At 67.4% G+C, this 21,465-nt stretch carries 27 protein-coding genes; 7 read left to right on the top strand and 20 right to left on the bottom strand.

The features are described from left to right. The first annotated feature begins 60 nt into the window (after positions 1-60). The 6 genes from purL to bfr all read left to right on the top strand — a co-directional run bounded on the left by purL (position 61) and on the right by bfr (position 5,616). Positions 61-2,283 carry a phosphoribosylformylglycinamidine synthase subunit PurL gene (purL, locus tag GGR88_RS00545; protein ID WP_167951961.1) on the top strand — a complete coding sequence of 741 codons (2,223 nt, stop codon included), beginning with the start codon at positions 61-63 and terminating at the stop codon, positions 2,281-2,283. Beyond that, complete coding sequence (locus tag GGR88_RS00540; RefSeq protein ID WP_167951959.1) at positions 2,280-3,098, top strand: methyltransferase domain-containing protein; 819 nt, start codon at positions 2,280-2,282, stop codon at positions 3,096-3,098. The genes purL and GGR88_RS00540 overlap by 4 nt, the downstream gene beginning before the upstream one ends. Positions 3,099-3,113: 15 nt before the next feature. Next, the gene (locus GGR88_RS00535; protein WP_167951957.1) at positions 3,114-3,563 is read left to right on the top strand and encodes a hypothetical protein; all 450 of its coding nucleotides are present in this window, start codon (positions 3,114-3,116) and stop codon (positions 3,561-3,563) included. Further along, complete coding sequence (locus tag GGR88_RS15560; RefSeq protein WP_167951955.1) at positions 3,560-4,786, top strand: DUF418 domain-containing protein; 1,227 nt, start codon at positions 3,560-3,562, stop codon at positions 4,784-4,786. Before GGR88_RS00535 ends, GGR88_RS15560 begins: the two co-directional genes overlap by 4 nt. A gap of 54 nt (positions 4,787-4,840) precedes the next feature. Continuing rightward, the gene (locus GGR88_RS00525) at positions 4,841-5,011 is read left to right on the top strand and encodes a (2Fe-2S)-binding protein (RefSeq protein WP_167951953.1); all 171 of its coding nucleotides are present in this window, start codon (positions 4,841-4,843) and stop codon (positions 5,009-5,011) included. 107 nt (positions 5,012-5,118) lie between these two features. After that, complete coding sequence (gene bfr, locus GGR88_RS00520) at positions 5,119-5,616, top strand: bacterioferritin (RefSeq protein WP_167951951.1); 498 nt, start codon at positions 5,119-5,121, stop codon at positions 5,614-5,616. A 48-nt stretch (positions 5,617-5,664) separates the two neighbouring features. On the opposite strand, the gene GGR88_RS00515 is transcribed toward bfr, so the two are convergent. The 15 genes from GGR88_RS00515 to GGR88_RS00450 form a co-directional block, all read right to left on the bottom strand. Next, on the bottom strand, positions 5,665-6,057 hold the full coding sequence (locus GGR88_RS00515) for an Hpt domain-containing protein (protein ID WP_209023240.1): 393 nt from the start codon (positions 6,055-6,057) through the stop codon (positions 5,665-5,667). A 107-nt stretch (positions 6,058-6,164) separates the two neighbouring features. After that, positions 6,165-6,377: a sulfurtransferase TusA family protein gene (locus GGR88_RS00510; protein ID WP_167951938.1), complete on the bottom strand. Its 213-nt coding sequence runs from the start codon at positions 6,375-6,377 to the stop codon at positions 6,165-6,167. Then, complete coding sequence (gene der, locus GGR88_RS00505) at positions 6,374-7,717, bottom strand: ribosome biogenesis GTPase Der (protein WP_425338457.1); 1,344 nt, start codon at positions 7,715-7,717, stop codon at positions 6,374-6,376. The genes GGR88_RS00510 and der overlap by 4 nt, the downstream gene beginning before the upstream one ends. Then, complete coding sequence (locus GGR88_RS00500; protein WP_167951936.1) at positions 7,717-9,060, bottom strand: outer membrane protein assembly factor BamB family protein; 1,344 nt, start codon at positions 9,058-9,060, stop codon at positions 7,717-7,719. The genes der and GGR88_RS00500 overlap by 1 nt, the downstream gene beginning before the upstream one ends. Then, positions 9,057-9,785, bottom strand: a complete 729-nt coding sequence (locus GGR88_RS00495; protein ID WP_167951934.1) for a tetratricopeptide repeat protein — start codon at positions 9,783-9,785, stop codon at positions 9,057-9,059. The genes GGR88_RS00500 and GGR88_RS00495 overlap by 4 nt, the downstream gene beginning before the upstream one ends. Positions 9,786-9,865: 80 nt before the next feature. Beyond that, positions 9,866-10,726: a 3-methyl-2-oxobutanoate hydroxymethyltransferase gene (panB, locus tag GGR88_RS00490; protein WP_167951932.1), complete on the bottom strand. Its 861-nt coding sequence runs from the start codon at positions 10,724-10,726 to the stop codon at positions 9,866-9,868. 55 nt (positions 10,727-10,781) lie between these two features. Further along, positions 10,782-11,171 carry a DCC1-like thiol-disulfide oxidoreductase family protein gene (locus GGR88_RS00485; protein WP_167951930.1) on the bottom strand — a complete coding sequence of 130 codons (390 nt, stop codon included), beginning with the start codon at positions 11,169-11,171 and terminating at the stop codon, positions 10,782-10,784. Continuing rightward, positions 11,168-12,796: a hypothetical protein gene (locus tag GGR88_RS00480; protein ID WP_167951928.1), complete on the bottom strand. Its 1,629-nt coding sequence runs from the start codon at positions 12,794-12,796 to the stop codon at positions 11,168-11,170. The genes GGR88_RS00485 and GGR88_RS00480 overlap by 4 nt, the downstream gene beginning before the upstream one ends. After that, on the bottom strand, positions 12,793-12,918 hold the full coding sequence (locus tag GGR88_RS15455; RefSeq protein ID WP_280742072.1) for a hypothetical protein: 126 nt from the start codon (positions 12,916-12,918) through the stop codon (positions 12,793-12,795). Before GGR88_RS15455 ends, GGR88_RS00480 begins: the two co-directional genes overlap by 4 nt. Beyond that, positions 12,918-14,087 (bottom strand): glycosyltransferase, encoded by a 1,170-nt coding sequence (locus GGR88_RS00475; protein WP_167951926.1) that lies wholly within the window; start codon positions 14,085-14,087, stop codon positions 12,918-12,920. Before GGR88_RS00475 ends, GGR88_RS15455 begins: the two co-directional genes overlap by 1 nt. Before the next feature lie 10 nt (positions 14,088-14,097). Next, positions 14,098-14,622: a DUF2141 domain-containing protein gene (locus tag GGR88_RS00470; protein WP_167951924.1), complete on the bottom strand. Its 525-nt coding sequence runs from the start codon at positions 14,620-14,622 to the stop codon at positions 14,098-14,100. Continuing rightward, complete coding sequence (locus GGR88_RS00465; protein WP_167951922.1) at positions 14,622-15,542, bottom strand: hypothetical protein; 921 nt, start codon at positions 15,540-15,542, stop codon at positions 14,622-14,624. The genes GGR88_RS00470 and GGR88_RS00465 overlap by 1 nt, the downstream gene beginning before the upstream one ends. Further along, on the bottom strand, positions 15,539-16,330 hold the full coding sequence (locus tag GGR88_RS00460; RefSeq protein ID WP_167951920.1) for a glycosyltransferase family 2 protein: 792 nt from the start codon (positions 16,328-16,330) through the stop codon (positions 15,539-15,541). Before GGR88_RS00460 ends, GGR88_RS00465 begins: the two co-directional genes overlap by 4 nt. A 91-nt stretch (positions 16,331-16,421) precedes the next feature. Further along, a complete protein-coding gene (locus GGR88_RS00455; protein ID WP_167951918.1) occupies positions 16,422-16,775 on the bottom strand; it encodes an arsenate reductase in 354 nt (117 codons plus the stop codon). Next, a complete protein-coding gene (locus tag GGR88_RS00450; RefSeq protein ID WP_167951916.1) occupies positions 16,772-17,182 on the bottom strand; it encodes an EVE domain-containing protein in 411 nt (136 codons plus the stop codon). Before GGR88_RS00450 ends, GGR88_RS00455 begins: the two co-directional genes overlap by 4 nt. Before the next feature lie 484 nt (positions 17,183-17,666). On the opposite strand from GGR88_RS00450, the gene GGR88_RS00445 reads away from it, so the two are divergent. Then, positions 17,667-17,966, top strand: a complete 300-nt coding sequence (locus tag GGR88_RS00445) for a helix-turn-helix transcriptional regulator (protein ID WP_167951907.1) — start codon at positions 17,667-17,669, stop codon at positions 17,964-17,966. 153 nt (positions 17,967-18,119) lie between these two features. Here the strand turns inward: GGR88_RS00445 and GGR88_RS00440 are convergent, their stop codons facing one another. The 5 genes from GGR88_RS00440 to GGR88_RS15120 form a co-directional block, all read right to left on the bottom strand. Next, positions 18,120-18,521, bottom strand: coding sequence for a DUF305 domain-containing protein (locus GGR88_RS00440; protein WP_209023157.1), 402 nt, complete (start codon positions 18,519-18,521; stop codon positions 18,120-18,122). Positions 18,522-18,593: 72 nt separating this feature from the next. Next, positions 18,594-19,508 (bottom strand): copper homeostasis membrane protein CopD, encoded by a 915-nt coding sequence (gene copD, locus GGR88_RS00435; RefSeq protein ID WP_167951905.1) that lies wholly within the window; start codon positions 19,506-19,508, stop codon positions 18,594-18,596. Next, positions 19,505-19,867 (bottom strand): copper resistance CopC family protein, encoded by a 363-nt coding sequence (locus GGR88_RS00430; protein ID WP_167951903.1) that lies wholly within the window; start codon positions 19,865-19,867, stop codon positions 19,505-19,507. Before GGR88_RS00430 ends, copD begins: the two co-directional genes overlap by 4 nt. An 18-nt stretch (positions 19,868-19,885) precedes the next feature. Then, positions 19,886-20,386, bottom strand: coding sequence for a YybH family protein (locus tag GGR88_RS00425; RefSeq protein ID WP_167951901.1), 501 nt, complete (start codon positions 20,384-20,386; stop codon positions 19,886-19,888). A gap of 10 nt (positions 20,387-20,396) precedes the next feature. Continuing rightward, entirely contained in the window at positions 20,397-21,164 is a 768-nt protein-coding gene (locus GGR88_RS15120; RefSeq protein WP_245196397.1) for a copper resistance protein B, read from the bottom strand. Positions 21,165-21,465: the final 301 nt, after the last annotated feature.

The raw sequence follows: 21,465 nt of genomic DNA, 5'->3' as shown, positions 1-21,465 counted from the left end.
TGCCGGGCACCCGCGCTTCCCGGCTGACAGGGACGCATCCGGGCGCTAACGCCCGTCGCCATGACCAGCCCGATCACTCCCCAGGTCGTCGCCGACCACGGCCTCTCCCCCGACGAATATGACCGCGTGCTGCGCGCGCTCGGCCGAGAGCCGAACCTTGTCGAGCTCGGCATCTTCTCGGTGATGTGGTCGGAGCATTGCTCCTACAAATCATCGCGCATCCACCTGAAGACGCTGCCAACCACCGGACCTCAGGTGATCTGCGGACCCGGCGAAAACGCCGGGGTAGTCGACATCGGCGATGGTCAGGCCGCCATCTTCAAGATGGAGAGCCACAACCACCCGAGCTACATCGAACCCTATCAGGGCGCGGCCACCGGTGTCGGCGGCATTCTCCGCGACGTATTCACCATGGGTGCGCGCCCGGTGGCGAACATGAACGCGCTGCGCTTCGGCCGGCCCGAACACCCGAAGATGCGGCACCTCATCTCCGGCGTCGTTCGCGGCATCGGCGGCTACGGCAATTGCGTGGGCGTGCCGACGGTCGGCGGCGAGGTGAACTTCCACCCCGCCTATGACGGCAACATCCTCGTCAACGCGATGACCGTGGGCATCGCCGATACGGACAAGATCTTCTATTCGGCGGCGTCCGGCGTCGGCAACCCGATCGTCTATGTCGGCTCGAAGACGGGACGTGACGGGATCCACGGTGCGACCATGGCATCGGCGGACTTCTCCGACGACACGGAGGAGAAGCGCCCCACCGTGCAGGTCGGCGATCCCTTCACCGAGAAGCTGCTGATCGAGGCGTGCCTCGAATTGATGGCGACCGACGCGATCGTCGCCATTCAAGACATGGGCGCCGCCGGGCTGACGTCCTCCTCGGTCGAAATGGCATCGAAGGGCGGTGTCGGCATCGAACTGATGATGGACGATGTTCCCCAGCGCGAACAGGGAATGACGCCTTACGAGATGATGCTGTCCGAATCGCAGGAACGCATGCTGATGGTGCTGAAGCCCGGCCGCGAGGCGGAGGCCGAGGCAATCTTCCTGAAATGGCAGCTCGATTTCGCCGTCATCGGCCACGTCACCGATACGGGGCGGATGGTGCTGAAGTGGAAGGGCGACGTAGTCTGCGACATCCCGCTCGCACCGCTGGCCGACGAAGCGCCGCTGTACGACCGGCCGTCGACCCCGACACCGCCCGCCCGAGCATTGGTCGACGTACCGGAATGCACAGACGTCGCCGCCGACCTCGTCACGCTGACGGGATCGCCCGATATCGCGTCGCGCCGCTGGATCTGGGAGCAGTATGACCACATGGTCGGCGCCGATACCGTTCAACGGCCGGGCGGCGACGCGGCGGTGGTTCGGGTCCACGGCACTTCCAAGGCGCTCGCCATCACGACAGACTGCACCCCCCGCTACTGCTTTGCCGACCCGGTCGAAGGCGGCAAGCAGGCGGTGGCCGAGGCCTGGCGCAACCTCACCGCCGTTGGCGCAACCCCGCTCGCCATCACCAACTGCCTCAACTTCGCCAACCCGCAGCGGCCGGAGATCATGGGCCAGCTGACCGGCTGCATCGACGGCATGGGCCAGGCCTGCCGCGCGCTCGACTTCCCGGTCGTGTCCGGCAACGTCAGCCTCTACAACGAATCGAAGGCGACCGGCGGCGGCTCCGCCATCCTCCCGACACCGGCGATCGGCGGCCTCGGGCTTTTGGCCGACTGGCAGAAGAGCATCACCATCGACTTCAAGCAGGTCGGCGACATCATCCTGGCGCTGGGCACGCGGCGCGGCGATCTCGGCCAGTCGCTGTGGCTGCGTGAATGTTTCGGCCGGGAAGACGGCCCTCCGCCACGTGTCGACCTCGCCGATGAGCGTCGTACCGGCGATTACCTGCGTGCCGCCAGTGCGGCGGGCCAGGTCACCGCGGCGCACGACGTGGCGGACGGCGGCCTGCTTGTCGCGGTCGCCGAAATGGCGCTCGCCTCCGGCATCGGTGCCATCCTGGACAAGCCGATGCCGTTCGACACCGCAGCCTCCTTGTTCGCCGAGGATCAGGGCGTCTACATCGTCACCGTTCACGACCATGCGCTCGCTGCCTTCCTTCACGGTGCAAAGGCCGCCGGCGTCGACGTCGATCCGATCGGTCGCACCGCGGGCAAGCGCATCATCGTCGAAACGCGCGACAAGGATCATGTCGTCACCCTCGACCAGCTCCGCGAGGCGCACGAAGGCTTCTTCCCGCGGCTGATGGGTCGGGAGTCGGCGCTGGCGTGATGCGGCCCGGCGGCCTCCTGCTGCTGGCGGCGGCCTGCTCCCTGTCCGCCTGTGGCGGCAGCGGCGGTCTCGCTCCGCTTGGGCCGGCGATCGTCTCGCGCGATCCGGAGCCGTCCTACGACGTTCCCTACGTCCCCACCCCCGCCCCCGTGGTGGCGGCGATGCTCGAACTCGCGGCGCTGAAGCCCGGTGAACTGCTGGTCGACCTGGGGTCTGGCGATGGGCGCATCCCGTTGGCGGCGGGGCGGGCAGGCGCACGGGCGCGCGGGGTGGAGATCGATCCCGCCCTTGCTGCGCGGGCGGCCGCTCAGGCCCGTCAGGAGGGGCTCGACGGCTCGGTCCGCTTCGTGCGGGAGGATCTGTTCGGATCGGTCATCCGCGATGCCGATGTTGTTGCACTGTACCTCCTGCCCGCGATCAACAGGCGGCTGGAAGCCAAGCTGCTGACTGAGCTTCGTCCGGGCACGCGCATCGTCAGCCACGCATTTCTGATCGGTGACTGGACGCCCGACGAGCACCGTGTCGTCGATGGTCGCAACATCTATCTGTGGATCGTCCCCGCGATTGCGGGCGGCCGTTGGCAGATCGACCGGGCCGACGGATCTCAGCTTTTCCTGGATCTGGACCAGCGGCGTCAGCAGGTCACGGGCACGCTTGCCGATCAGCCGATCAGCGATGCGTCGCTCGTCGGGCGGCGGCTGCGCTTCTCCACGGCGGCAGGAGAACTGTTCGAGGGGAATGTCGGCGATGCCGATATCGTCGCGGTTCCCGCGACCTCTGCCGCGCCGGCATGGCGGGCCCGCCGCCTTGATTGACGCTCCCGCACGCTGATGCCGGACCTCGCACGCGTCCTTGATGCGGTTGCTCGAGCCTGGGCGGAGCCGTGGGTGCGCCATGCGGCTGCGTGGGGGACGCTGGCGGCGGTGCTGGTCGATGCCGGGTTGGCAACGATGCCCGAACGCTGCGCCACTGTGATGGGCGCGCTCTCGAGGCGCCTGCGGGGCTGGCCGGGTGCGATCCTTGTGGGACTGCTCCATCCACTGATCCTGGGCATGGTCGCGGTGGCCGTTATGCTTGCGGCGGCACGGATCGGCGCCGTGATTGACCGCTGGTATGTCTCCGGCCCGCTTGTCGGCTTGGCGATCGCCTTTGGCCTCTTCATCGTCGGGGATGGCCCGCGCCGTGTCGGGCGTCATCTCCCAGCCGTCTTGGTCGGCGTGGTCCTGCTGCTCGCCGGCCATCTGGTCGCTCCAGCCGGGCCGGTCATCATCGCTCCGTGACACGGGAGGGCGGCGAGCGGCTCGCCACGCTTGATGCGCTTCGTGGCGTGGCGGTCATGGGCATCCTCCTCATGAACATCGTCGGCTTCGCGCTGCCCGACGCCGCCTATCTCAATCCGGATGCGCTTGGGCCCTCTCCCGTGGACCGGATCATCTGGACCGCCCAATTCGTGCTTGTCGACGGCAAGATGCGCGGGCTTTTCGCGCTGCTGTTCGGAATCGGCATTCTGCTCGCCGCCGACGCTGCGGACCGGCGCGGCGCGGACCCCGCGGTGGGTCACCTGCGCCGCATGGCGGCATTGCTGCTGCTCGGCCTCCTCCATTTCTACGGATTTTGGACCGGTGACATCCTGACCGACTACGCTGTCGTAGGGCTGCTGGTCTTTCTGTTGCGGCCGGCACCTCCGCTCATCCTCATGATGGCGGCGATTGCCATGTTCGCCGGCGCGCTGATGACGGAGGCTGCCTTCATCGCCGATCTGGCGCAGATCAGGAACGCCGCCCTGCGTCCGGGCGCCGATGCCGATGCACGCGCGCTCTGGACCCTCTACAACAGCTGGATCGGTTGGCCGACCCCTGCGGACCGTGCCGGTGAGGTCGCCATGCACATGCTCGGCTGGTCTGACGCCTTTGCCGCGCGGATCCGGGATTATGGCGCAAGCGGGCTGTTCGGCGATGCGGGTGCGAAACTGGAAGTCGCCGGCTTCATGCTGATGGGAATGGCCATCCACAAGGCGGGGCTGCTGTCGCATCCGCAAGCCGCTCGTTGGGGAACGATCGCGGCGGCGGTCGGCCTGCCGGCTACCCTCATTCTTGCGTGGATCTGCTGGCATCGTGGCTTCGATCCCGTCGACACGGCCGCGGTTGTGTTCGCCTGGTCGATCGCACCGCGCGTCCTCCTAACGCTTGCCTGGCTCTTCCTGCTGGCCGGCTGGGCGGCACGGGCGTTGGATCCAGTGTCGGCCAGGGTGCGTGCCGCCGGCCGCATGGCACTGTCCAACTATCTCGGCGCCACACTTGTCTTCACCGCTCTCTTCGATGGCTGGGGTCTCGGCCTCTATGGCCTGCTCGGCCGCCCCGTCCTCCTGCTGCTGGTCCTGGTGGCATGGACGGTGATGCTGTGGTGGTCGCCTGCGTGGCTGTCCCGCTTCCGTCTGGGCCCGATAGAGTGGCTCTGGCGGTCGATGGCGGCGATGCAGCTCTTGCCACTCACTCGCAAATAGCTTGCGATCCATTCTCATTAGCGCTACCCCCGTCGCGAGCGGGAGAGTCGATCGATGGTCGTGTGCATCTGCAACGCAATCAAGGAACGCGATGTTCGCGCTGCTGTCCGCGGCGGTTGCACCGATCCGATGAGCGCCTACGCCAGCATGGGCCGTCGTCCGCGCTGCGGGCAGTGCATCCCCTATGCCCGCAACATCATCGCGGATGAGCGCGCAACTGCATAAGCCTCGCAGTAGCGAAGAAATGGCTGTTTTCCGCCATTTTTGCTGATGATTTCGGAGCCGCTCTCAGGTAGGAGCGATCCGACACACAGCAAGTTCGAGGCACTGCGATGAAGGGCGACCCCAAGGTCATCGACTATCTGAACGAGGCGCTCAAGAACGAGCTGACCGCGATCAACCAGTATTTCCTGCACTACCGGATGCTGGAGCATTGGGGCGTCTACAAGCTCGCCAAGCACGAGTATCACGAATCGATCGACGAGATGAAGCACGCCGACAAGCTGGCGGAGCGCATCCTGTTCCTCGACGGCCTGCCCAACTTCCAGCTGCTCGGCCGCCTGAAGATTGGCGAGACCGTGGAGGAGATCATCCGCGCCGATCTGGCGCTGGAGGCGGACGCCATCCCGTTGCTGCGCGAGGGCATCGCGCATGCGGAATCCGTGCGTGATTATGTCAGCCGCGATCTGCTTGCCTGGATTCTGAAGAGCGAGGAGGAGCATGTCGACATGCTCGAAAAGCAGCTCGACATGATCGAGCTGATGGGCATCCACAACTATATCCAGCTGCAGTCCGCCCCCGCGGACGAAACACCGGGCGAGGTCGGCTGACCCACCCGGTCCCAGCGTCGCCCTTGAACCGGGCGACGCCGGGCAGCCTCAGCCCAGCGCCTGACGCTTCCCGAAGCCAGGACGCCGCTGCACCAGCGGATTGGTTTCGCGGTCGAACAGCGCCAAGGTCTGGTCGAACAGCTTCCTGAGCTCGACGACATGGGGAATCAGCTCCTCCGGCGATTCCTGATGCTCGACGCAGCGACGAGCAACCACCTCGATCTCCTCGGCCATGTCGGCCAGCGGCTCCGCGCCGAATTGGCGCGACTCACCCTTCAGCGTATGCGCCGGCCGCACCAGCGCCACCGCGCTGCGCGCCCGCATCGCTTCTTCGATGGCGGCGATCGACTTCACCCCGTCTTCGCGGAAATAGCCGATGATGCGGATGAAATCCGCGCCCAGCTCGGCCCGCGCCTTCGCGAAGTCCGACCAGTTCACCAATGCTGCTGACTGTACTTCGGCCACTTGCGCCCGTCCCTTTGACCGTCACGTCACCTCCGCCGCTGCTAACCGCTCGGCGGTAAAGGAGCCGTTATGATCATGGCCGATCAGGACTGATTGGGATCAATCACGCGAAATCCGTGCCCGATCGGGCTTTCCGCCGGATCACAATTCCACCCCCGCTCGGTGCAGAGCGCGGCGATCTCGCGCGGCGCGGCCGCGTCGTCGGCCACGATGATGACGTTTGCAGTCTCGCGCATTGCCCGCGCCAGCTGGATGGCGGGCCACGGACAGCGCAGCCCGCGGGCGTCGACGATCACGGATCGAACGGGTTCTTCGGCGCCCGCATCACGAAACGCACCGGCACCGTGCCGAAACCAAGTTCCTTGCGGATCCCGTTGACGAGATAGCGGCGATAGCTTTCGGGCAGCTGGTCCACCCGCGTGCCGAACATCACGAAGCTTGGCGGCCGCGTGTTGTTCTGCGTCACATAGCGCGGCTTGATGCGCTTGCCTCCCGGCGCCGGCGGCGGGTTGCGCTCCAAAGCGCCTTCGAACCAGCGGTTGAGCTGCCCGGTCGGCACACGCTTCGACCAGGCGTCGCGCACCTCGAAGCCGACCTTCATCAGCGTGTCGATGCCCTTGCCCGTCGCTGCCGACACGGTCAGCAGCGGCAGCCCGCGCGCCTGTGCCAGTCCTTCGTCCAGCGCTGCACGCACGCCATTGAACAGGGCGGACGCGTTCTCCGCCACGTCCCATTTGTTCAGCGCCACGATGAGCGCGCGGCCCTCCTGAAGAACATGGTCGGCGATCTTCAGGTCCTGCGCCTCCAGGCCGCGCGTGGCGTCCAGCAGCAGCACCACCACCTCGGCGAAATCCACCGCGCGCATCGCGTCCGACACCGACAGCTTTTCCAGCTTGTCGGTGATGTTGGCGCGCTTGCGCATGCCGGCGGTGTCGATCAGGCGGACCGGGCGCCCTTCCCAGGACCACTCGATCGCGATCGAATCGCGCGTGATCCCGGCTTCGGGTCCGGTGATCATCCGGTCCTCGCCGATGATCCGGTTGACCAGCGTCGACTTGCCGGCGTTCGGCCGACCGACAATCGCGATCTTCAGCGGGCCGTCCTCGGCCCGCGTCTCGTCTGCCTCGTCGCCCTCCGGCCGCTCCAGATGCGGGCGGAGCGCCTGGAACAGGTCGGCCACGCCTTCGCCATGCTCCGCCGACAATGCCACCGCATCGCCAAAGCCCAGGGCGAGCGCCTCGAGCAGCCCCTGCTCCCCCGCGCGACCTTCCGCCTTGTTGGCGACCAGCACCACGGGGGTGTCGCCCGCGCGCAGCCAGCGGGAGATTTCCTCGTCCAGCGGAAGGATGCCCGCGCGTGCGTCCACCATGAACAGCGCCACGTCCGCGCCGGCCACGGCCGCTTCCGTCTGCTGGCGCATGCGGCCGGGCAGCGTCTGCGGATCGTCTTCCTCGTACCCGGCCGTGTCGACGACGCGGAAATCGAGGCCCAACAGCGATGCATCCCCCTCGCGCCGGTCGCGGGTCACCCCGGGCCGATCGTCGACCAGCGCCAGGCGCTTGCCCACCAGCCGGTTGAACAGCGTTGACTTGCCGACATTGGGTCGGCCGACAATGGCGACGACGGGCGTTTCCATCAGCGCCAAGCGCTCAGCCGGCCATCGCTGTCGAGCAGGTAGAGCGTGTTGTCCGCCACGACCGGGGACAGCTGGATGGGCACACGGTGCTCCTGCGTGGCCTGAACCGCTCCCGTGACCGGGTCGGCATAGACGATCTGCCCCTCGCTCGACGCCAGGATCAGGCGGCCGCCCGCCAGCACCGGGCCCGTCCAGCTCACGGGCCCGCGAGACTGGCGATCGTCGCGGTACCGCCGCAGCTGCGTCAGCCAGCGGATGCGACCGGTCGAGCGCGCAACGCACAGCAGCTTGCCTTCATCGGTCACGACGAACAGCCACTCGCCCGCGATCCACGGGGTGGAGATGCCGCCGACGTTCAGCTCCCACAGCCGCTGGCCCGTGGTCAGTTCCAGCGCGACCATCCGGCCGCCCGCGCCGATGGCATAGACCCGGCCCTGGTCGATCACCGGATCGGCGTTGATGTCACTCAACGTCGCCACCGCGGTCGAGGAGATGCCCGTGCGCGCCAATTCGTCCTGCCACAGCACGCGACCGTTCTCGTAGCGATAGGCATTGAGGTCGCCCGACGAGAAGCCCGCGACGACCGATCCCTGCGCTGCCGCGGGGGCAGCAACCCCGAACACGCCGGCCACGCCGATCGTGCCGGCTTCGGTCCACACGACGCTGCCGTCCGCCTGCGACAGCGCGAACAACTGGTTGTCCTGCGTGATGACATAGGCATTGCCGTTGGACAGCGTCGGCGCGCCGCGCAGCGGGCCACCCGGTCGCACCTTCCAGATGACGCTGCCGTCCGCGATGTTGAGCGCGGCCGCATCGCCGACACCGTTGGTGGCGTAAAGACGATCGCCCTCCACGCTCACGCCGCCGCCGAACAGCGACCGCGTGTTTCCATCCGCGCCCAGCACGGTGGTCCAGACGGTCGCGCCCGTCGCCGCATCGAAGGCATGGATGCGTGCCTCGCTGTCGATGACGTAGACGCGCCCGTTCGCCACCACCGGCGACGCTGCCAGCCGCGCGCGGTTCGACGTGCCCGCGATGGTCGCCGTCCACACCTGCGTCGGTGTCGCGCCCAGTGCGAGGTGGCCCATCGACTTGGCGGCATTGCCGCCCGATTGGGTCCAGCTGTTGTTCTGGACGGGCGCCGGCACCGACACCGCCACGCTTGCGAGTGTCGGGTCAACCTCCGCGCTGTTGTCGGACGTCAGCACGGGCACGCGTTCGCCCACCACCGGCGTCTTCGGCCCGGAATTGCCGGACCGGAAGATGCCACAGGCGGGCAACGCCACCAGCGCGGCCAGCAACAGGGGCGTCGCGACAAGGCGGTTGATGCGGCCGGGGGTCATCGTGCGGTCTCCTGGGGGGCGGCGGCCGGCGTCGGCGCCGCGGCGGCGGGCGCTTGGCCTCCCGCATCCACTACGGCCGCCATCTGCACGGCGCGTGAACGGATCGACTGCGGCACCGCCGCGTCGTTGGCGATCGCCGTGAACAGCCGCGCTGCGGCTGCGCCATTGCCTTGCGCAAGCTCGGCCATCGCCACCATCTCGCCCGCGCTCCCGAACCAGGGATTGCCAGGCTGCGCCAAGGGCCGCAGGCGCTGGATCACGGTGGCGGGCGGCAGCCGATCGAACTCGGCTGCGGTTGCGCGAACCAGCGCCACGTCGCGAAACGGCTGGCCGATGCCCGCATCGGTGGCGACCGACTGGTAGATTTGCGCGGCGCCTGCGCGATTGCCCGACTGCAGCGCCACATCGGCCTGCGCCAGCTTCGCGACCGCCCGATACCCCGGCGTCTCCGACGTGGCGAGCGCGTCGAGCGACGCGCGGGCGCCTGCCGCGTTGTTCTTGGACAGGCTGTCGATCGCCTGGGCAAGCGCCTCGCCCTCGCGGCCGGCCGCGGCGGCCTGGCGCTGCTGCCAGATCATCCAGCCGGCCAGCGCGGCCAAGCCCAGCACGACGGCTGCCGCCACCAGCAGGCCATAGCGCCGCCAGAAGTTGGTGACGTTGTCGCGCCGAAGCTCCTCGTCGACTTCACGGAGAAAGGCTTCGTTATTCTGCGGCGTCAGGGCCAAATGAGGAACTCCGGTGGGAAAAGCGCGCGGGACCTTAGCGGCCGGCGGCTAACGGTGAAAGGTGGCGGTGGCAGGGCGGATCAATCGCCCGCGGGATAGATTTCGGCCTCGCCCGGAAAGGCCCTGGAGCGAACATCGGCGGCATAGGCGGCGGCAGCCTCGCCGATCTCCTCCGCCATCCGGCCATATCGCCGCACGAAGCGGGGTGTGCGCTCGAACAGACCCAGCATGTCCTCGGCCACCAGCACCTGACCGTCACATGCCGCCGACGCCCCGATGCCGATCGTCGGGCAGGCGACCTCGCCCGTCAGCGTTCGGGCCAGCGGCTCGACCACCCCCTCGATCACGAGAGCAAAGGCGCCTGCCTCAGCGATCGAGCGGGCATCGGCCGTGACGCGGGCGGCGGCGGCATCGCCGCGCCCCTGGACCCGGTGTCCGCCAAGCTGGTTCACCGCCTGCGGCGTCAGCCCGACATGCCCCATCACCGGAATCCCCCGCGCCGACAGGAACGCGACGGTCGGCGCCATCGCGACCCCGCCCTCCAGCTTCACCGCCGCGGCACCCGTCTCCTTCAGCAGACGGGCCGCGCTGTCGAATGCCTGTTCGGGCGATCGTTCATAGCTGCCGAACGGCATGTCGATGACCACCAGGGCATGGTGGCTGCCACGCACCACCGCCGCGCCGTGCGCTGCCATCATCTCCAGGCTGACGGGCAGCGTGGATGGCAGGCCGTAGATCACCTGCCCCAGGCTGTCGCCCACCAGCAGCATGTCGCAGTGCGGGTCGAGCAGCTGGGCCGTCCGAACCGTATAGGCGGTCAGCATCACCAGCGGCTCGCCGCCCTTTCGTGCCCTGACCGCCGGCACCGTCACGCGCTTCATCGGCAGCGGCGTGGGCGTGGCGCGGCTGGTGGCGCTATCGACGGTGAAGGTCGTTGACATGAACGCGGCCTAGCCGAGCGCGCTCGCTGCGGCAAACGGCGGCGCGGATCGGGGCTTAGCGCGGATCCGGAATGGGACGCCGCCCCATCAGCTTCAGCGTGGCGTTCCGCCCTGCGCGCATGATGGGGTAAAGGAGGGCAGAGCGACGGCGCGACCGGAACACCCAGGCCTGTACCCGGTTGAGCGTGCCCGATGGACCGCTCATCAGCGCGAGGCGATGGATCACCGCGTCGCCGTGCAGATACTCGTCACCCATCTTCATCGCCATGCCCTGGTTCAGGTCGAACCCGCGCGCGCGCATCTCACCGACGATGGGATCGTCGCTCGATCTGGCGTCCACCAGCCTGACCTTGCCGACCGCGTCGCGCAGCCTGACAAGCTTCACATAGGCGGAGCAGAACGGACACTCGCCGTCATAGACGATCCAGATGCCGTCGTTGCTCATTGCAGCACCCGGTCGGCCCGCGCGTCATAAAGCGGCAGCACGCTGCGCTTCACCACCTGCCGCTTTAGCCGGCCCTGATCGAGCGAGAGGCAGACGCTGTCCATGACAAACATGTAGGATGCGATCCGCCGCTTATCCAGCGGGTAGAAGCTGTCGGCCACTAACGGGCTTGGCACATGGTGGTGCGGCACGCGGTAATAGTGCCAGATGCCACGGTCGTCGGCGTGGGCCAGCACGCGCTTGTGCTGCGCCTGCATGTAGAGCGCGAGCTGGTGGCGCGGCCCCCACTGCTCCGCCGCCGGTTCGCTTCGCGCGGGCACGGTGCAGGTGCGACCGGCCACTGCATCCTTGTGGCTCAGCACCGATCCCCAGATCGACGGATTGAAGTGGCCGTAGCCTCCCGGATACCAGAGCCGCCCCTGCGACACCTGGTAGGAGGACGAGCCAAAATAGGCGTTCGGCACGCGATGCAGGCTGCCATCGTCCATGCGGGCGACGAAATAGGGCGAGGCAAAGCCCGGCGTCTCGTACCAGGCCAGCGTCGCCACGCGGAACAGCGCAATGCCTGCAATCACGAACAGCACGGCCGTGGTCCTGACCACCCGGTTCCACTCGTCCTCGCGCACGGCGGCAAGCGTTGCGACCACGATCATGTTGAGCGCGATCCACTTCCAGAACAGCAGGCCGAGGGTCGCCCACACGATGACATGGAACACATCAAAGGCGATCGTCGCCAGGATCAGCCAGCGGCGCTTCCAGACCGCCACCACCGCCAGGATCTGCACAGTCCACGACAGGATGTTGATCGGCACCGACAGGAAGACCAGCGCGCCGTGCACCGCCTCCACCGCCCACGGCCATGCGGCAAAGGGCAGTGTTCCTTTTTCAAGCGCCGCGGGGATGCCGTCGGACAGCCTGTTGTCCAGCAGCCAGCTGAAAAAGCCGCCATCGAGCGCCAGCTTGGCAAGACCGGACCAGAAATAGTTCGCCAGATGCGCGCCGATCGCGGCCGCCAGCATCATCATGGTTCCGGTCTGGATCAGCGCGTCGTCGACGGCAAGCGCCCTCCTGACGCCCTCGACCCGCCTTGCCCCCGCGATGAGTGTAAACCCGATACTCAAGAAGGCCACAATCTCCGCCACGTTGCGGATGTCGAGCGTGGAGAAATAGAAGCCGGTCAGTTCGGTCTGCAGCTCCCGCATCATCCACAGGAGCATGGCCGACCCGAACAGCGCGCTCGGCCGCCACCAGCCGATCACCGCCAGCGCGATGCCGATCGGCCGGCCAAGCTGGTGCAGCACCACCGCCGGATGGTCGGGCGGCAACGCGGCATAGGGCACGGCAAACGGCTCAACCGCGAAGTAGAGCGCGAGGAAGATCACCGATCCCCTGAGCGCCCGCAGCGCAAACCGCGGCAGCGGGCGCGGATCGACCCAAAGGAAGGCGGCCGTCAGCGCGCCGACCGCAGCCGCCCAGGCAAAGGCAAGCTGCGGCTCCTGCGTGGCGACCAGGTCCGTGCCCTCCTTCAGGAGGGTGAAGCCGAGCAACGCCGTGATCAGGAACAGCAAGGGTCCGGTCAGCGGCGGCGCCCCTGCCAAGCCCGCTTCCTCCGTGGCGGTCGTCATCGGTCGCGCGGCACGTTTCGCTGTGCCCAGACCAGAAGCATGTACCAGAGGGGCGCGCGCGCCCGCCGCATCGCCAGCCGGCGGCGGAGCTGCTCGATGGGGCGGACCAGCAGCCAGTTCATCAGGCTGCCCGCTTTCGGTCGAGCACACCCTGGTACGTCGCGAACAGATCTACGAAATGGTCGTCCAGCGTTCGCGCACGCGCGGCTGCCGCCCGCGTTGCCGCGCGCAGCTGCAGCTGGTCACGATCAAGCATCCGCTCGATGGCGGCGGCGGCATCGCGCGGATCGCCGGTCCGGTACAGCTCCGCGAACTCGGGCCGGGCGATGTCGGCGACCGCCCCCTGGTCGGGCAGGATCAACGGCAGGCCGGACGCCAGCGCCTCCGACGCGACCAGACCAAAGGTTTCGGCAGCCGACCCGTGGATCAGCGCATCGCCGCTGGCCATCACGGTCGCAAGCCGTGCGCGATCCATGATCGGGGCGAGCGGCTGGACATGCGGGTTGTCCGCAATGTGGGCGAGCACCTTCTTCTGCTTGTGCCCGCTTCCGATCAGCACCAGCCCCACCGGGCGCCGGGCGGCCACCGATGTTACGGCATCGATGACGGTCGGCCAGCGCTTTTCATTTGTGTGCCGCCCGATCCCCAGCAGCAGCGTCGCGTCTGCAGGAAGGCCGCAGCGCGCAAGCAGCTCGGCGCGCAGCGCTTCGTCGCGCAGATCAGGGGAGAAGACGCCCGCATCCACGCCCATCGGCACCGTCACGGTGCCGCCGATCCCGCCGGCGGCCAGCCGGGCGGTCAGGCTCGGCGCGGCACACACCACCGTCGGGATCCGCTCGCCCAGCCAGCGCAGATATCGCCAGAACCAGCCGAACCCGCGGTCGATCTGGTCGCGGTCCGCAATCCCCTCGAACCAGCGGTAAGCCCAGGCGGACAGCGGATCATGGTGCATGAACAGCGCCTTGGCCGCGTTCCCTTGCCAGCGGGCGACGATCTTCGCGCCCATCCACGGCGACGACGCCTCGACGATATCACCCTGCTCCCGGTCGAGCACCGCATGGACGTCGGCCTCGTCCCAAAACATGTTGTAGCGCTTGTCGAACGGCAGGGCGGGTGCCTTGACGAGGACCAGCCGTCCGCCCGGTTGCGGGACGACCTCGTTCCGATCGCTCGGCGCGACGACGACCACCTCGTGCCCCGCGACGGCCGCGGCGGCGAATTTCGCCTTGATGTAGACCTTCACGCCGCTGCCTTGCGGCGAATAGAATTCGCAGACGTCGACGATCTTCATTGCGCGGCTGTCAGCCGATCGGACCGAAGCCGAGGCCCCGGCGATAATTCATGATCACCACGGTTTCAGCGAGGCCGCGGCCGACCGGCAGGGCGACAGCGCGCACGTCCGGCTTCGCGCGGCCGATGCGCGGATTGTTCGGAAATCCGACCCCGTCGCGCAGAAAACCGAACCGCCCGTCCCGGTCGCGGTCGTGGTGGACGGCCAGCGCCCAGGTGCCGGGCCCCGGCGCGCGGATGCACAGCGTCACCGGGCCCGACGTCGGCATGGCCGTGACGACCCGCCGGAACGGCTTGTCGGCGGCTATCAGAACCCGGTCGGGCGCAAGGAAGTCCTCTTGCGATGCGGGATATAGCTCCAGCCGCATCAGTCCCGTGCGGTCCTTCAGCCCGCGCACCGAAATCCGGTAGCCCGGACCCGTCTCGCCGGGACGACAATCGGCATCGGCGCGGCCACGCTCCTCGCGAGGCGGCACGGGCGCAGCGGTCGCAGAGAGTGGAACGGCGACTAGCAGCAGGGGCAGGATCGCGCGCATCACCGTGCCTCGCGCCCCGGCCAAAATGCACCCACGACCAGCGCGGCACCGACGATCAGGTGCATGGCCAGCAGCGATGCCGATGTCAGCGCCACCAATCCCGACGTTTCGGCGTTCCGGCCGAGCATGAACACCGCGATGGAGGCGAACAGAACCTCCTTCTGCGGAATCAGCGGCAGCCGGGTGACCAGCAGCCGCAAAGCCGCCAGCGCCAGCCAAAGGCCGATCGGCGCCGCCGGGGCCAGCAGGTGCCACAGCACCGCGGCAAGCGTCGTCGTGACGGCAAGACGGGCAAGGTGGATGCCGAGGATTTCGACCAACTCGCGCCGGGTCAGGCTGTACACGCGCCGCCGAAACAACAGCACGCCCAGCGTGATCGCCATGATCAACAGCGCGGACCACAGCGATGCGGAAGCATAGCGACCCATGTTGAGCTGAGTCAGGAACGGATAGGCGACCAGCAGCAGCAACATGGTGACCAGGTTCGCTGCCAGCGCCGACTGGATGTTCACATCCTTGATGGCACCGAAGGGCGCGTTGGTGAGGCTCGCACGCTGCCGCGCCCACAGGTAGAAATAGGCCTCGCCCGAATAATCCAGCAGCAGCTCGTTGCTGATGCGCTTGCGCAGCAGCACGGGAAAGCCGGCGACCGGCAGCCGCCAGAGCCGGCGGAAGATGATCCAGTCGGCGATCGGCAGCGCGAAGTAGAGCGCGGCGAGGACGACCAGAAAGGCCGGCTGCGCGGCGACAGCGGCCAGGAAGGTCTCGATGTCCGACCGGCTCACGCTGGTTGCGATCGCCACCACCATCGCCGCCGTGATGACGTGCAGCAGCAGCTTGGGCCAGCGTCGGGACGGCTCTTCCAGCTTCGGCAGGTCCATGGCGATTGCCTGGGGCGGCTTGTCGGCGATGGGGATCACGCCTCGCTGCCTGCCGGCGCCCAGCTCTGCCGGCGAAGGACGGTGTCGCGCTGTCCGCGCGCCGAAAAGCGGCGGGCGAGCAGATCGTGGAAAAGCCGGTCCTTCAGCGCAAAGGGCGTGGCATGGTACAAAATGCGCTCGGCAAGGGTCCAGCGCACGCCCTTGCGGTCGACGCGCCGCTCGGACGACCGGCACCAGAGCGCCCGGGAATGCGCCTGGCGCCCCAGGTGCAGGACGCGCTGCATCAGCTCATGATCCTTCAGCACAAACGGCCAGATCCGCGCATCATAGCCCCCGCTCCGGACAAGGGCGTTTCGTCGGAAGCAATGCGCTGCCCCGCTGACATGGTTCTGGCGTGGCAACAGCGACAACACCGCCCGCTGCTTCCACACGCGCAGCCACGCTTTCAGTCCACGGGCGCGCTCCGGCACCAGATAGGCGCTGGTCGCGACCACCGCATGCCCGCCGCGATCGAACAACCGCTCCGCCTCCGCCAGATAGCCTGGCGGGTAGACCGTATCCGCATCGCAGATCGCCACGAACTCCGTTACCGCCGCATCAATCCCGCGCTTCAGCGCATGGACCTGACCGGCCGTACGCTCCTCCAGGATGTCAGCCGAGATCCCCGCCCCCTCGATCTGCCCCCGTGCCGCGGCGATGCCGTCGTCAGTGGAGGCATTGTCGACCAGGATGAGGTGGAACGGCACGCTCTGCGCTGCCAGCGAAGCGATCGTCGCCGGCAGGAACGCCGCTTCGTTGTAGACGGGTACGACAACCGACCACCGCATTGCTCAGGCATACTCTCTGGCTGAAATGACAGGCGCCGCTATCTGCCAACTATGCCCAATATAAGGCAACCGGGGCATCCCGGTCGACTGGTCAGGCGACGCTGAACAGTGCTTGGTAATGGTCGGCCGAAAAGCCGAGAACGGTTCGGTCGCCGAGGTCCAGCAGGGGCCGCCGGATCGTGGACGGGTGCTCGATCATCAGGCCCGTTGCCCGCTCCCCATCCAGGTCGGCCTTCGCCGCGTCGGGAAGCGCGCGAAAGCTCGTGCCCTTGCGGTTCAGCACCGCATCCCACCCATGCTCCGCCACCGCGCGCATCAGCACCGCCTTGTCGACGCCGTCCCGCCGGTGGTCATGGAAGCTGTGGGCAATGCCGGCGGCGCTCAGCCAGGCCCGCGCTTTGCGCATCGTGTCGCAGTTGGGAATGCCGTGCAGCACGGGCGTCATGCGTCGCCTGCCATCTGGAGGATCAGCGTCCAGTGCTCGTCCTCAATCGGCGTGACCGACAGCCGGAACTGCCGGAACATCGCCATGCCCGAGAGGCGCGGCTCCGCCTTCATGGCCTTCAGCGTCACCGGGTGCCGCAGGGGGCGAACCGGCTTCACGCGCACGGCGGGAAAGCGCCCCTTCTCGTCCGACGGATCGATAAAATGCTCTTCAGACACCGTCGCGATGCCGACTACCGCCAGACCTTCATTGGAATGGTAGAAGAGCAGCCCGTCGCCCTGCCTCATGTCGCGCAGGTAGATCGCAGCCTGGTTGTTCCGCACACCGTCCCAGATCGTCTCGCCGTCGCGGACCAGATCGTCCCAGCTATATTTGTGCGGTTCCGACTTCACGAGCCAATGCGCCATGGCCGCTGCTCACTCCCACTCTATTGTTCGTATCCCGCATAAGCAGCTGTAAGATAATGCTTTCTTCTCGCCGACGCCTGAAAATCCCGCCCTGCGGTCCGTCAGTTTCGTCGGCTGCTGATTAAGTAGCTGTATCGACAGAGAAATCAGCACAAGATTTTATTTTCAGGCCTGACGACGACAATCGAAGAATATCGCGCCTAAAACCGAACTAGGGCTGCGCGACACGGGAAAGCACCCACTCGTTCCATACCGCACGCCTACGACGCTACGGCGCGAAGAGCCACACCGGCAAGCACACGTTGGCAGCCCAGGGCGCGCTGCGCTGGATTACAACGACCATGGGAACGGCCCGTCGTACCGTCCGCCTACTCCTCCGTCCTACGCATACCAACGCCAATGGCCGCCGATTACCGCATCGCCTGCGCTTCCCTGCTGAGGTCGCCAAGCCGGCGTTCTCCCTCGACACTCGAAGGAGGCGATCATGACCAATCCCGTCGACCGACCCACTGCCAACGCGTGCCGTCACTCACTGGATCTGCCACGCACCATCCGGCGGGCTGAACTTAGGGCAATCGTGCCGCTTGCCGACAGCACCATCTATGAGATGGAGCGAAGAGGCGCTTTCCCTCGCCGCTTCGCGCTATCGCCCAGATGCGTGGTTTGGGATCTAGCCGAGGTCAAAGCCTGGCTTACTCAGCGCAGACAAGAGCAGGGCGCATCGCTGGCGACGGTGCAACATCCGGACGTTCACCTCCGTCGCACCCGACCGGTTCGGCGCTAGATCAGTCTAGGCGTCGACAGCACTCGGCGGCTAGACCATGCCGAGGTCTAGCCGTTACTTGTAGAAGCGGAGCTGACCTGTGGCTTCTACGTCGTCTTGAGCTACGCGCACCCCGACGCAATCGACACCCATTGCCGGTTCGAAATTGTGGGATCACCGAGCAGCCGGTCGGCTGCCGTGACGACGAAGCCAATTCTCCAGCTCGGCAATTTCCTTGCGCTGCATGTCGGCCGTCTTCTGCGCCATCCGCTTCGCCTCGGCGTCGTCGCCGTGACGGATTTCGATTTCCGACATCGCGATTCCGCCGCGATGATGCTCAATCATCTTCAAGGCGAAGGCGCGATCGGGGTCGGGATCGTTGGCGGCCATCATGCGCTCGTTCATCTGCTGCATGGCGGCCATGTACTCCTGACGCGCCATATCGCCGTGCCCACCCGCTTGCTGTGCACTACCGTGGTTCATGCCTTGATGGCCCTGCGCCTGAGCCATGGCGGGCGCGGCAAAGAAGAGGGATGCAGCGAGCGCTGCGGTCACCGATCGGCTCTGAAACGACATTCTTGATCTCCTTGTCGATCCGACCAGAACCGGTCGTCTTCACCACGGTTCCGGAACTGCGACCATCGATCTCTACTCTGCGGCAGGGACGATCGTGCCGAGGATGGCGACTGCGAGGAGCACGAGAAGGCCTAGCGCAAGCTCGGCACGGATGTGCAAGCGCAGTCGGCTGCGGACCCTCTCGCTGTCACAGCCACTTGTCAGGCTCGACGCCAGCGCCGGCACGAGGCGCAGCCGGTTAGACGCCGCGAGACCGATCATCGTGGCGAAGACCGCCAGCTTCGCGAGCAGGATTCCGCCGTAGGTTGTGGTGAAAAGCCGATCGAGGCTTTCGACCAGGAACCAGCTGTTCACCGCGCCCGAGACCACCAGCACGGCCACCGCCGCCAGGCCGATGCTGTGGAACGCCACCAATCGGGCCGAAGCCGTCTCGAGGTCCCCGCGAACGCCCGACGCATCTTGGGCAAGCAGGAAAAGCAGCGGCGGCAAAGCCCCCAGCCACACCGCCGCCGCGAGGAGGTGCGCTGCGTCCGCCGTGCGATGAAACAAGCCGGCCACGCCCTCTTGGGCCGTCGCGTGGCCGGTCAGCGCGACGGTGACGACAAGCCCGCCTGCGAGCAAAAGACCTGTTCGTCTCAGAGCTCGTACCGGCCGGCGCCACGTGACGACAGCGACTGCGATCAGCAGCGCGGCCATGACGAGCCGAACGGACCAGACCCTGCCGAAGTCGGTCTCCGTGACGACGGCGGACCAAAGCGTCGCATCGGAGAGCGAGGCGAAGCCGCCGCCCAGCCCGGCGACAGTCGCGATCAACACGGCGGCGGCCGCGAGCAGAAGCATTGCGCTCGACGCCAGACCCAGGCGACCGAGCCGTCGGGTAACACTTGCTGACCCCGCTCCGTAGCTCGCGTAAGCGAACGCGCCGAAGACTAGGACGAGTGCGGCGTAATGCAGGAAGCGGGCTGCGATCGGCCCGGCCTCCGTCACGGCCGCAGCGTGAAGCTGTAGCTGCCCGTCATGCGGTGCATGTCGCTGCCCGCCGCCGACCAGTCGACCTTGTAGGCGCCAGGCCGCTGAAAGCCGCGCACGACCGCGTTGACGCGGCTCCGGTTCTCAGGGTCCACGGCGACGGTGGCGACGTGCAGCTTGGCGCCGTCCGGGCCGGTGACCGCGACCGTCACGAAGCGAGGCAGCACCGCCTCGTTGAAGGTGATCTGCAGCTGGGCTGGCGCGGCGCGGACGGAGGCGTTCGGCGCCGGATTGGCGCTGACCAGCCGGGTGTGCGCGAACGCGGGGCTGGCGACGAGGGCCGCCGCAGCGGCGAGAGGCAGGACGAAACTACGCATCTTGGTCTCCTTCGATGATCAGGCGGCCCGCCGCGCGGCGGCGGACGACCAATGAATGTGAACGATTCGCCAGACCCCGCCCGTGCGGCGAAGCAGCATGGTTTCCGTCGTGACGCGGTCGACGGCCTTGCCGTTGTAAGTTCCGGTCGTGCGCCCCTCGGTCAAAATCCAGGCGGTGTCGCCCGAAAGGTTGCCGGAGCGACGCGTGGTGCGGCTCGGGACCGCTCTGGCGAAGGCGGCATCGGCAGGCGCGTGGTGCGCGGCGTATTCGGCCTTGCCTCGTTCGACCCCGCCGGACTCGAAGATAGTCGCGTCTTCGCTCAGGTGCCCCAAGGCCGCCGGAACGTCTCCTGACGCGAGCGCGGCGTGGAACGCGTTTACGATCGACGCCGCGGCTCGCGCTCCAGGGTTCAAGGCTCCCGCTTGCGCCGTCTTAGACGTTGTCTCGTGAGCCCAGACGGGTTGACTGCCGAGGATCAAGGCTGCGAGCGTGAGCATCAGCGCGTGCTTATGGGTCATCAGCGCCTCCTTAGAACCAGGACCGCAGACCGACCAGGAACGCCCAGCCGCCGACATCCTCGCCCGCGGCCCTCGCGAAGTCCGCCGTATCGCCGAGGCGGCGCTCGTACTGCACGCCAACATAGGGGGCGAACTCGCGCTTGATCTCGTAGCGCAGCCGGAGGCCCGCCTCGACCGTCGACAGACCCGCGCCGACGCCGAGCTCGGGCACGTCCTGCGCCGCCAGATCGAACTCCACGCGCGGCTGCAGGATCAGGCGGTTTGTGATCCGCTGGTCGTACTCGGCCTCGAAACGGGCGGTGAGGTCACCCTTCTCGGACAGGAAGGCCGCGGCGTCGATCTCGAACCAGTACGGGGCCAGTCCCTGCACGCCGAGCACCAGGTGCCCACGATCGGGCTTGGGGCGAAAATCGTAACGGACGCCGGCCTGCAGGTTGAACCAGGGACCGATCGCGCGACTGTACAGCGCTTGCACCTCGGCGGACTCGAGCGCCCCGCCGAACTCACCCTCGCCCTCGGTCTTGATCCAGAGGCGGTCGTAGTCGCCGCCGTACCAGCCCTCGGCGTCCCAGGCGTAACCGTCGCGACCGTCGACCCCGCGGTACTCCAGCCGGTCGAACAGTACCATGTAGCCGGTGTAGCCGCCGTGCTCGTCGATCAACTCCTCCTGCCGCTTCCGAGCCATCAGCTGCGGGTCCCAGACCGTGTCGGCCGCGTTCTCGGGTCCGGAGAAGGCAGCTTGCGGAGGCGGCGCGACGGGCGGAGCGCTGGCCGCCATGCCAATTCTCGCCGTGCAATGGCCCATAGCGGCATGCTCCGGCGGGCAAGACGGATCGGCCGCGCCCGCGGCAGGCGTCGCAGGCGCTGGAGCTGCCGCGCCATGCCCCGCGTGCGGATCGACTCCGGCTTGGGGAGACGCAAGCGTGCAATGTCCCATCGCCGCGTGCTCAGGGGTGCAGCCCGGAGCAGCCGGAGCCGTCTGGAGAGCGGGTGCCGGAGCCGGGTCCGTCGCCACTACCGCACCCGAAGGCGGCGCAGCCTCTGCCGCCGGTTTCGGTGTGCAATGACCCATAGCCGCA

The sequence above is a fragment of the Sphingomonas jejuensis genome (assembly GCF_011927695.1).
In the GTDB taxonomy this organism is placed as follows: Bacteria; Pseudomonadota; Alphaproteobacteria; order Sphingomonadales; family Sphingomonadaceae; genus Sphingomonas_K; species Sphingomonas_K jejuensis.
This window is presented reverse-complemented; position numbering and strand designations above follow the sequence as displayed.

Bases quoted from the DNA above. Each gene is read 5' to 3' on its own strand.
- bfr (WP_167951951.1), top strand. From the start codon at position 5,119: ATGAAGGGCGACCCCAAGGTCATCGACTATCTGAACGAGGCGCTCAAG.
- GGR88_RS00485 (WP_167951930.1), bottom strand. From the start codon at position 11,171: ATGAGCAACGACGGCATCTGGATCGTCTATGACGGCGAGTGTCCGTTC.
- GGR88_RS00470 (WP_167951924.1), bottom strand. From the start codon at position 14,622: ATGCGCGCGATCCTGCCCCTGCTGCTAGTCGCCGTTCCACTCTCTGCG.
- GGR88_RS15120 (WP_245196397.1), bottom strand. From the start codon at position 21,164: ATGGCGGCCAGCGCTCCGCCCGTCGCGCCGCCTCCGCAAGCTGCCTTC.
- purL (WP_167951961.1), top strand. From the start codon at position 61: ATGACCAGCCCGATCACTCCCCAGGTCGTCGCCGACCACGGCCTCTCC.
- GGR88_RS00525 (WP_167951953.1), top strand. From the start codon at position 4,841: ATGGTCGTGTGCATCTGCAACGCAATCAAGGAACGCGATGTTCGCGCT.
- GGR88_RS00460 (WP_167951920.1), bottom strand. From the start codon at position 16,330: ATGCGGTGGTCGGTTGTCGTACCCGTCTACAACGAAGCGGCGTTCCTG.
- GGR88_RS00535 (WP_167951957.1), top strand. From the start codon at position 3,114: ATGCCGGACCTCGCACGCGTCCTTGATGCGGTTGCTCGAGCCTGGGCG.
- GGR88_RS00440 (WP_209023157.1), bottom strand. From the start codon at position 18,521: ATGTCGTTTCAGAGCCGATCGGTGACCGCAGCGCTCGCTGCATCCCTC.
- GGR88_RS00480 (WP_167951928.1), bottom strand. From the start codon at position 12,796: ATGACGACCGCCACGGAGGAAGCGGGCTTGGCAGGGGCGCCGCCGCTG.
- GGR88_RS15455 (WP_280742072.1), bottom strand. From the start codon at position 12,918: ATGAACTGGCTGCTGGTCCGCCCCATCGAGCAGCTCCGCCGCCGGCTG.
- GGR88_RS00455 (WP_167951918.1), bottom strand. From the start codon at position 16,775: ATGACGCCCGTGCTGCACGGCATTCCCAACTGCGACACGATGCGCAAA.
- GGR88_RS00450 (WP_167951916.1), bottom strand. From the start codon at position 17,182: ATGGCGCATTGGCTCGTGAAGTCGGAACCGCACAAATATAGCTGGGAC.
- GGR88_RS00475 (WP_167951926.1), bottom strand. From the start codon at position 14,087: ATGAAGATCGTCGACGTCTGCGAATTCTATTCGCCGCAAGGCAGCGGC.
- GGR88_RS00430 (WP_167951903.1), bottom strand. From the start codon at position 19,867: ATGCGTAGTTTCGTCCTGCCTCTCGCCGCTGCGGCGGCCCTCGTCGCC.
- GGR88_RS00445 (WP_167951907.1), top strand. From the start codon at position 17,667: ATGACCAATCCCGTCGACCGACCCACTGCCAACGCGTGCCGTCACTCA.
- GGR88_RS00500 (WP_167951936.1), bottom strand. From the start codon at position 9,060: ATGACCCCCGGCCGCATCAACCGCCTTGTCGCGACGCCCCTGTTGCTG.
- panB (WP_167951932.1), bottom strand. From the start codon at position 10,726: ATGTCAACGACCTTCACCGTCGATAGCGCCACCAGCCGCGCCACGCCC.
- GGR88_RS00425 (WP_167951901.1), bottom strand. From the start codon at position 20,386: ATGACCCATAAGCACGCGCTGATGCTCACGCTCGCAGCCTTGATCCTC.
- der (WP_425338457.1), bottom strand. From the start codon at position 7,717: ATGGAAACGCCCGTCGTCGCCATTGTCGGCCGACCCAATGTCGGCAAG.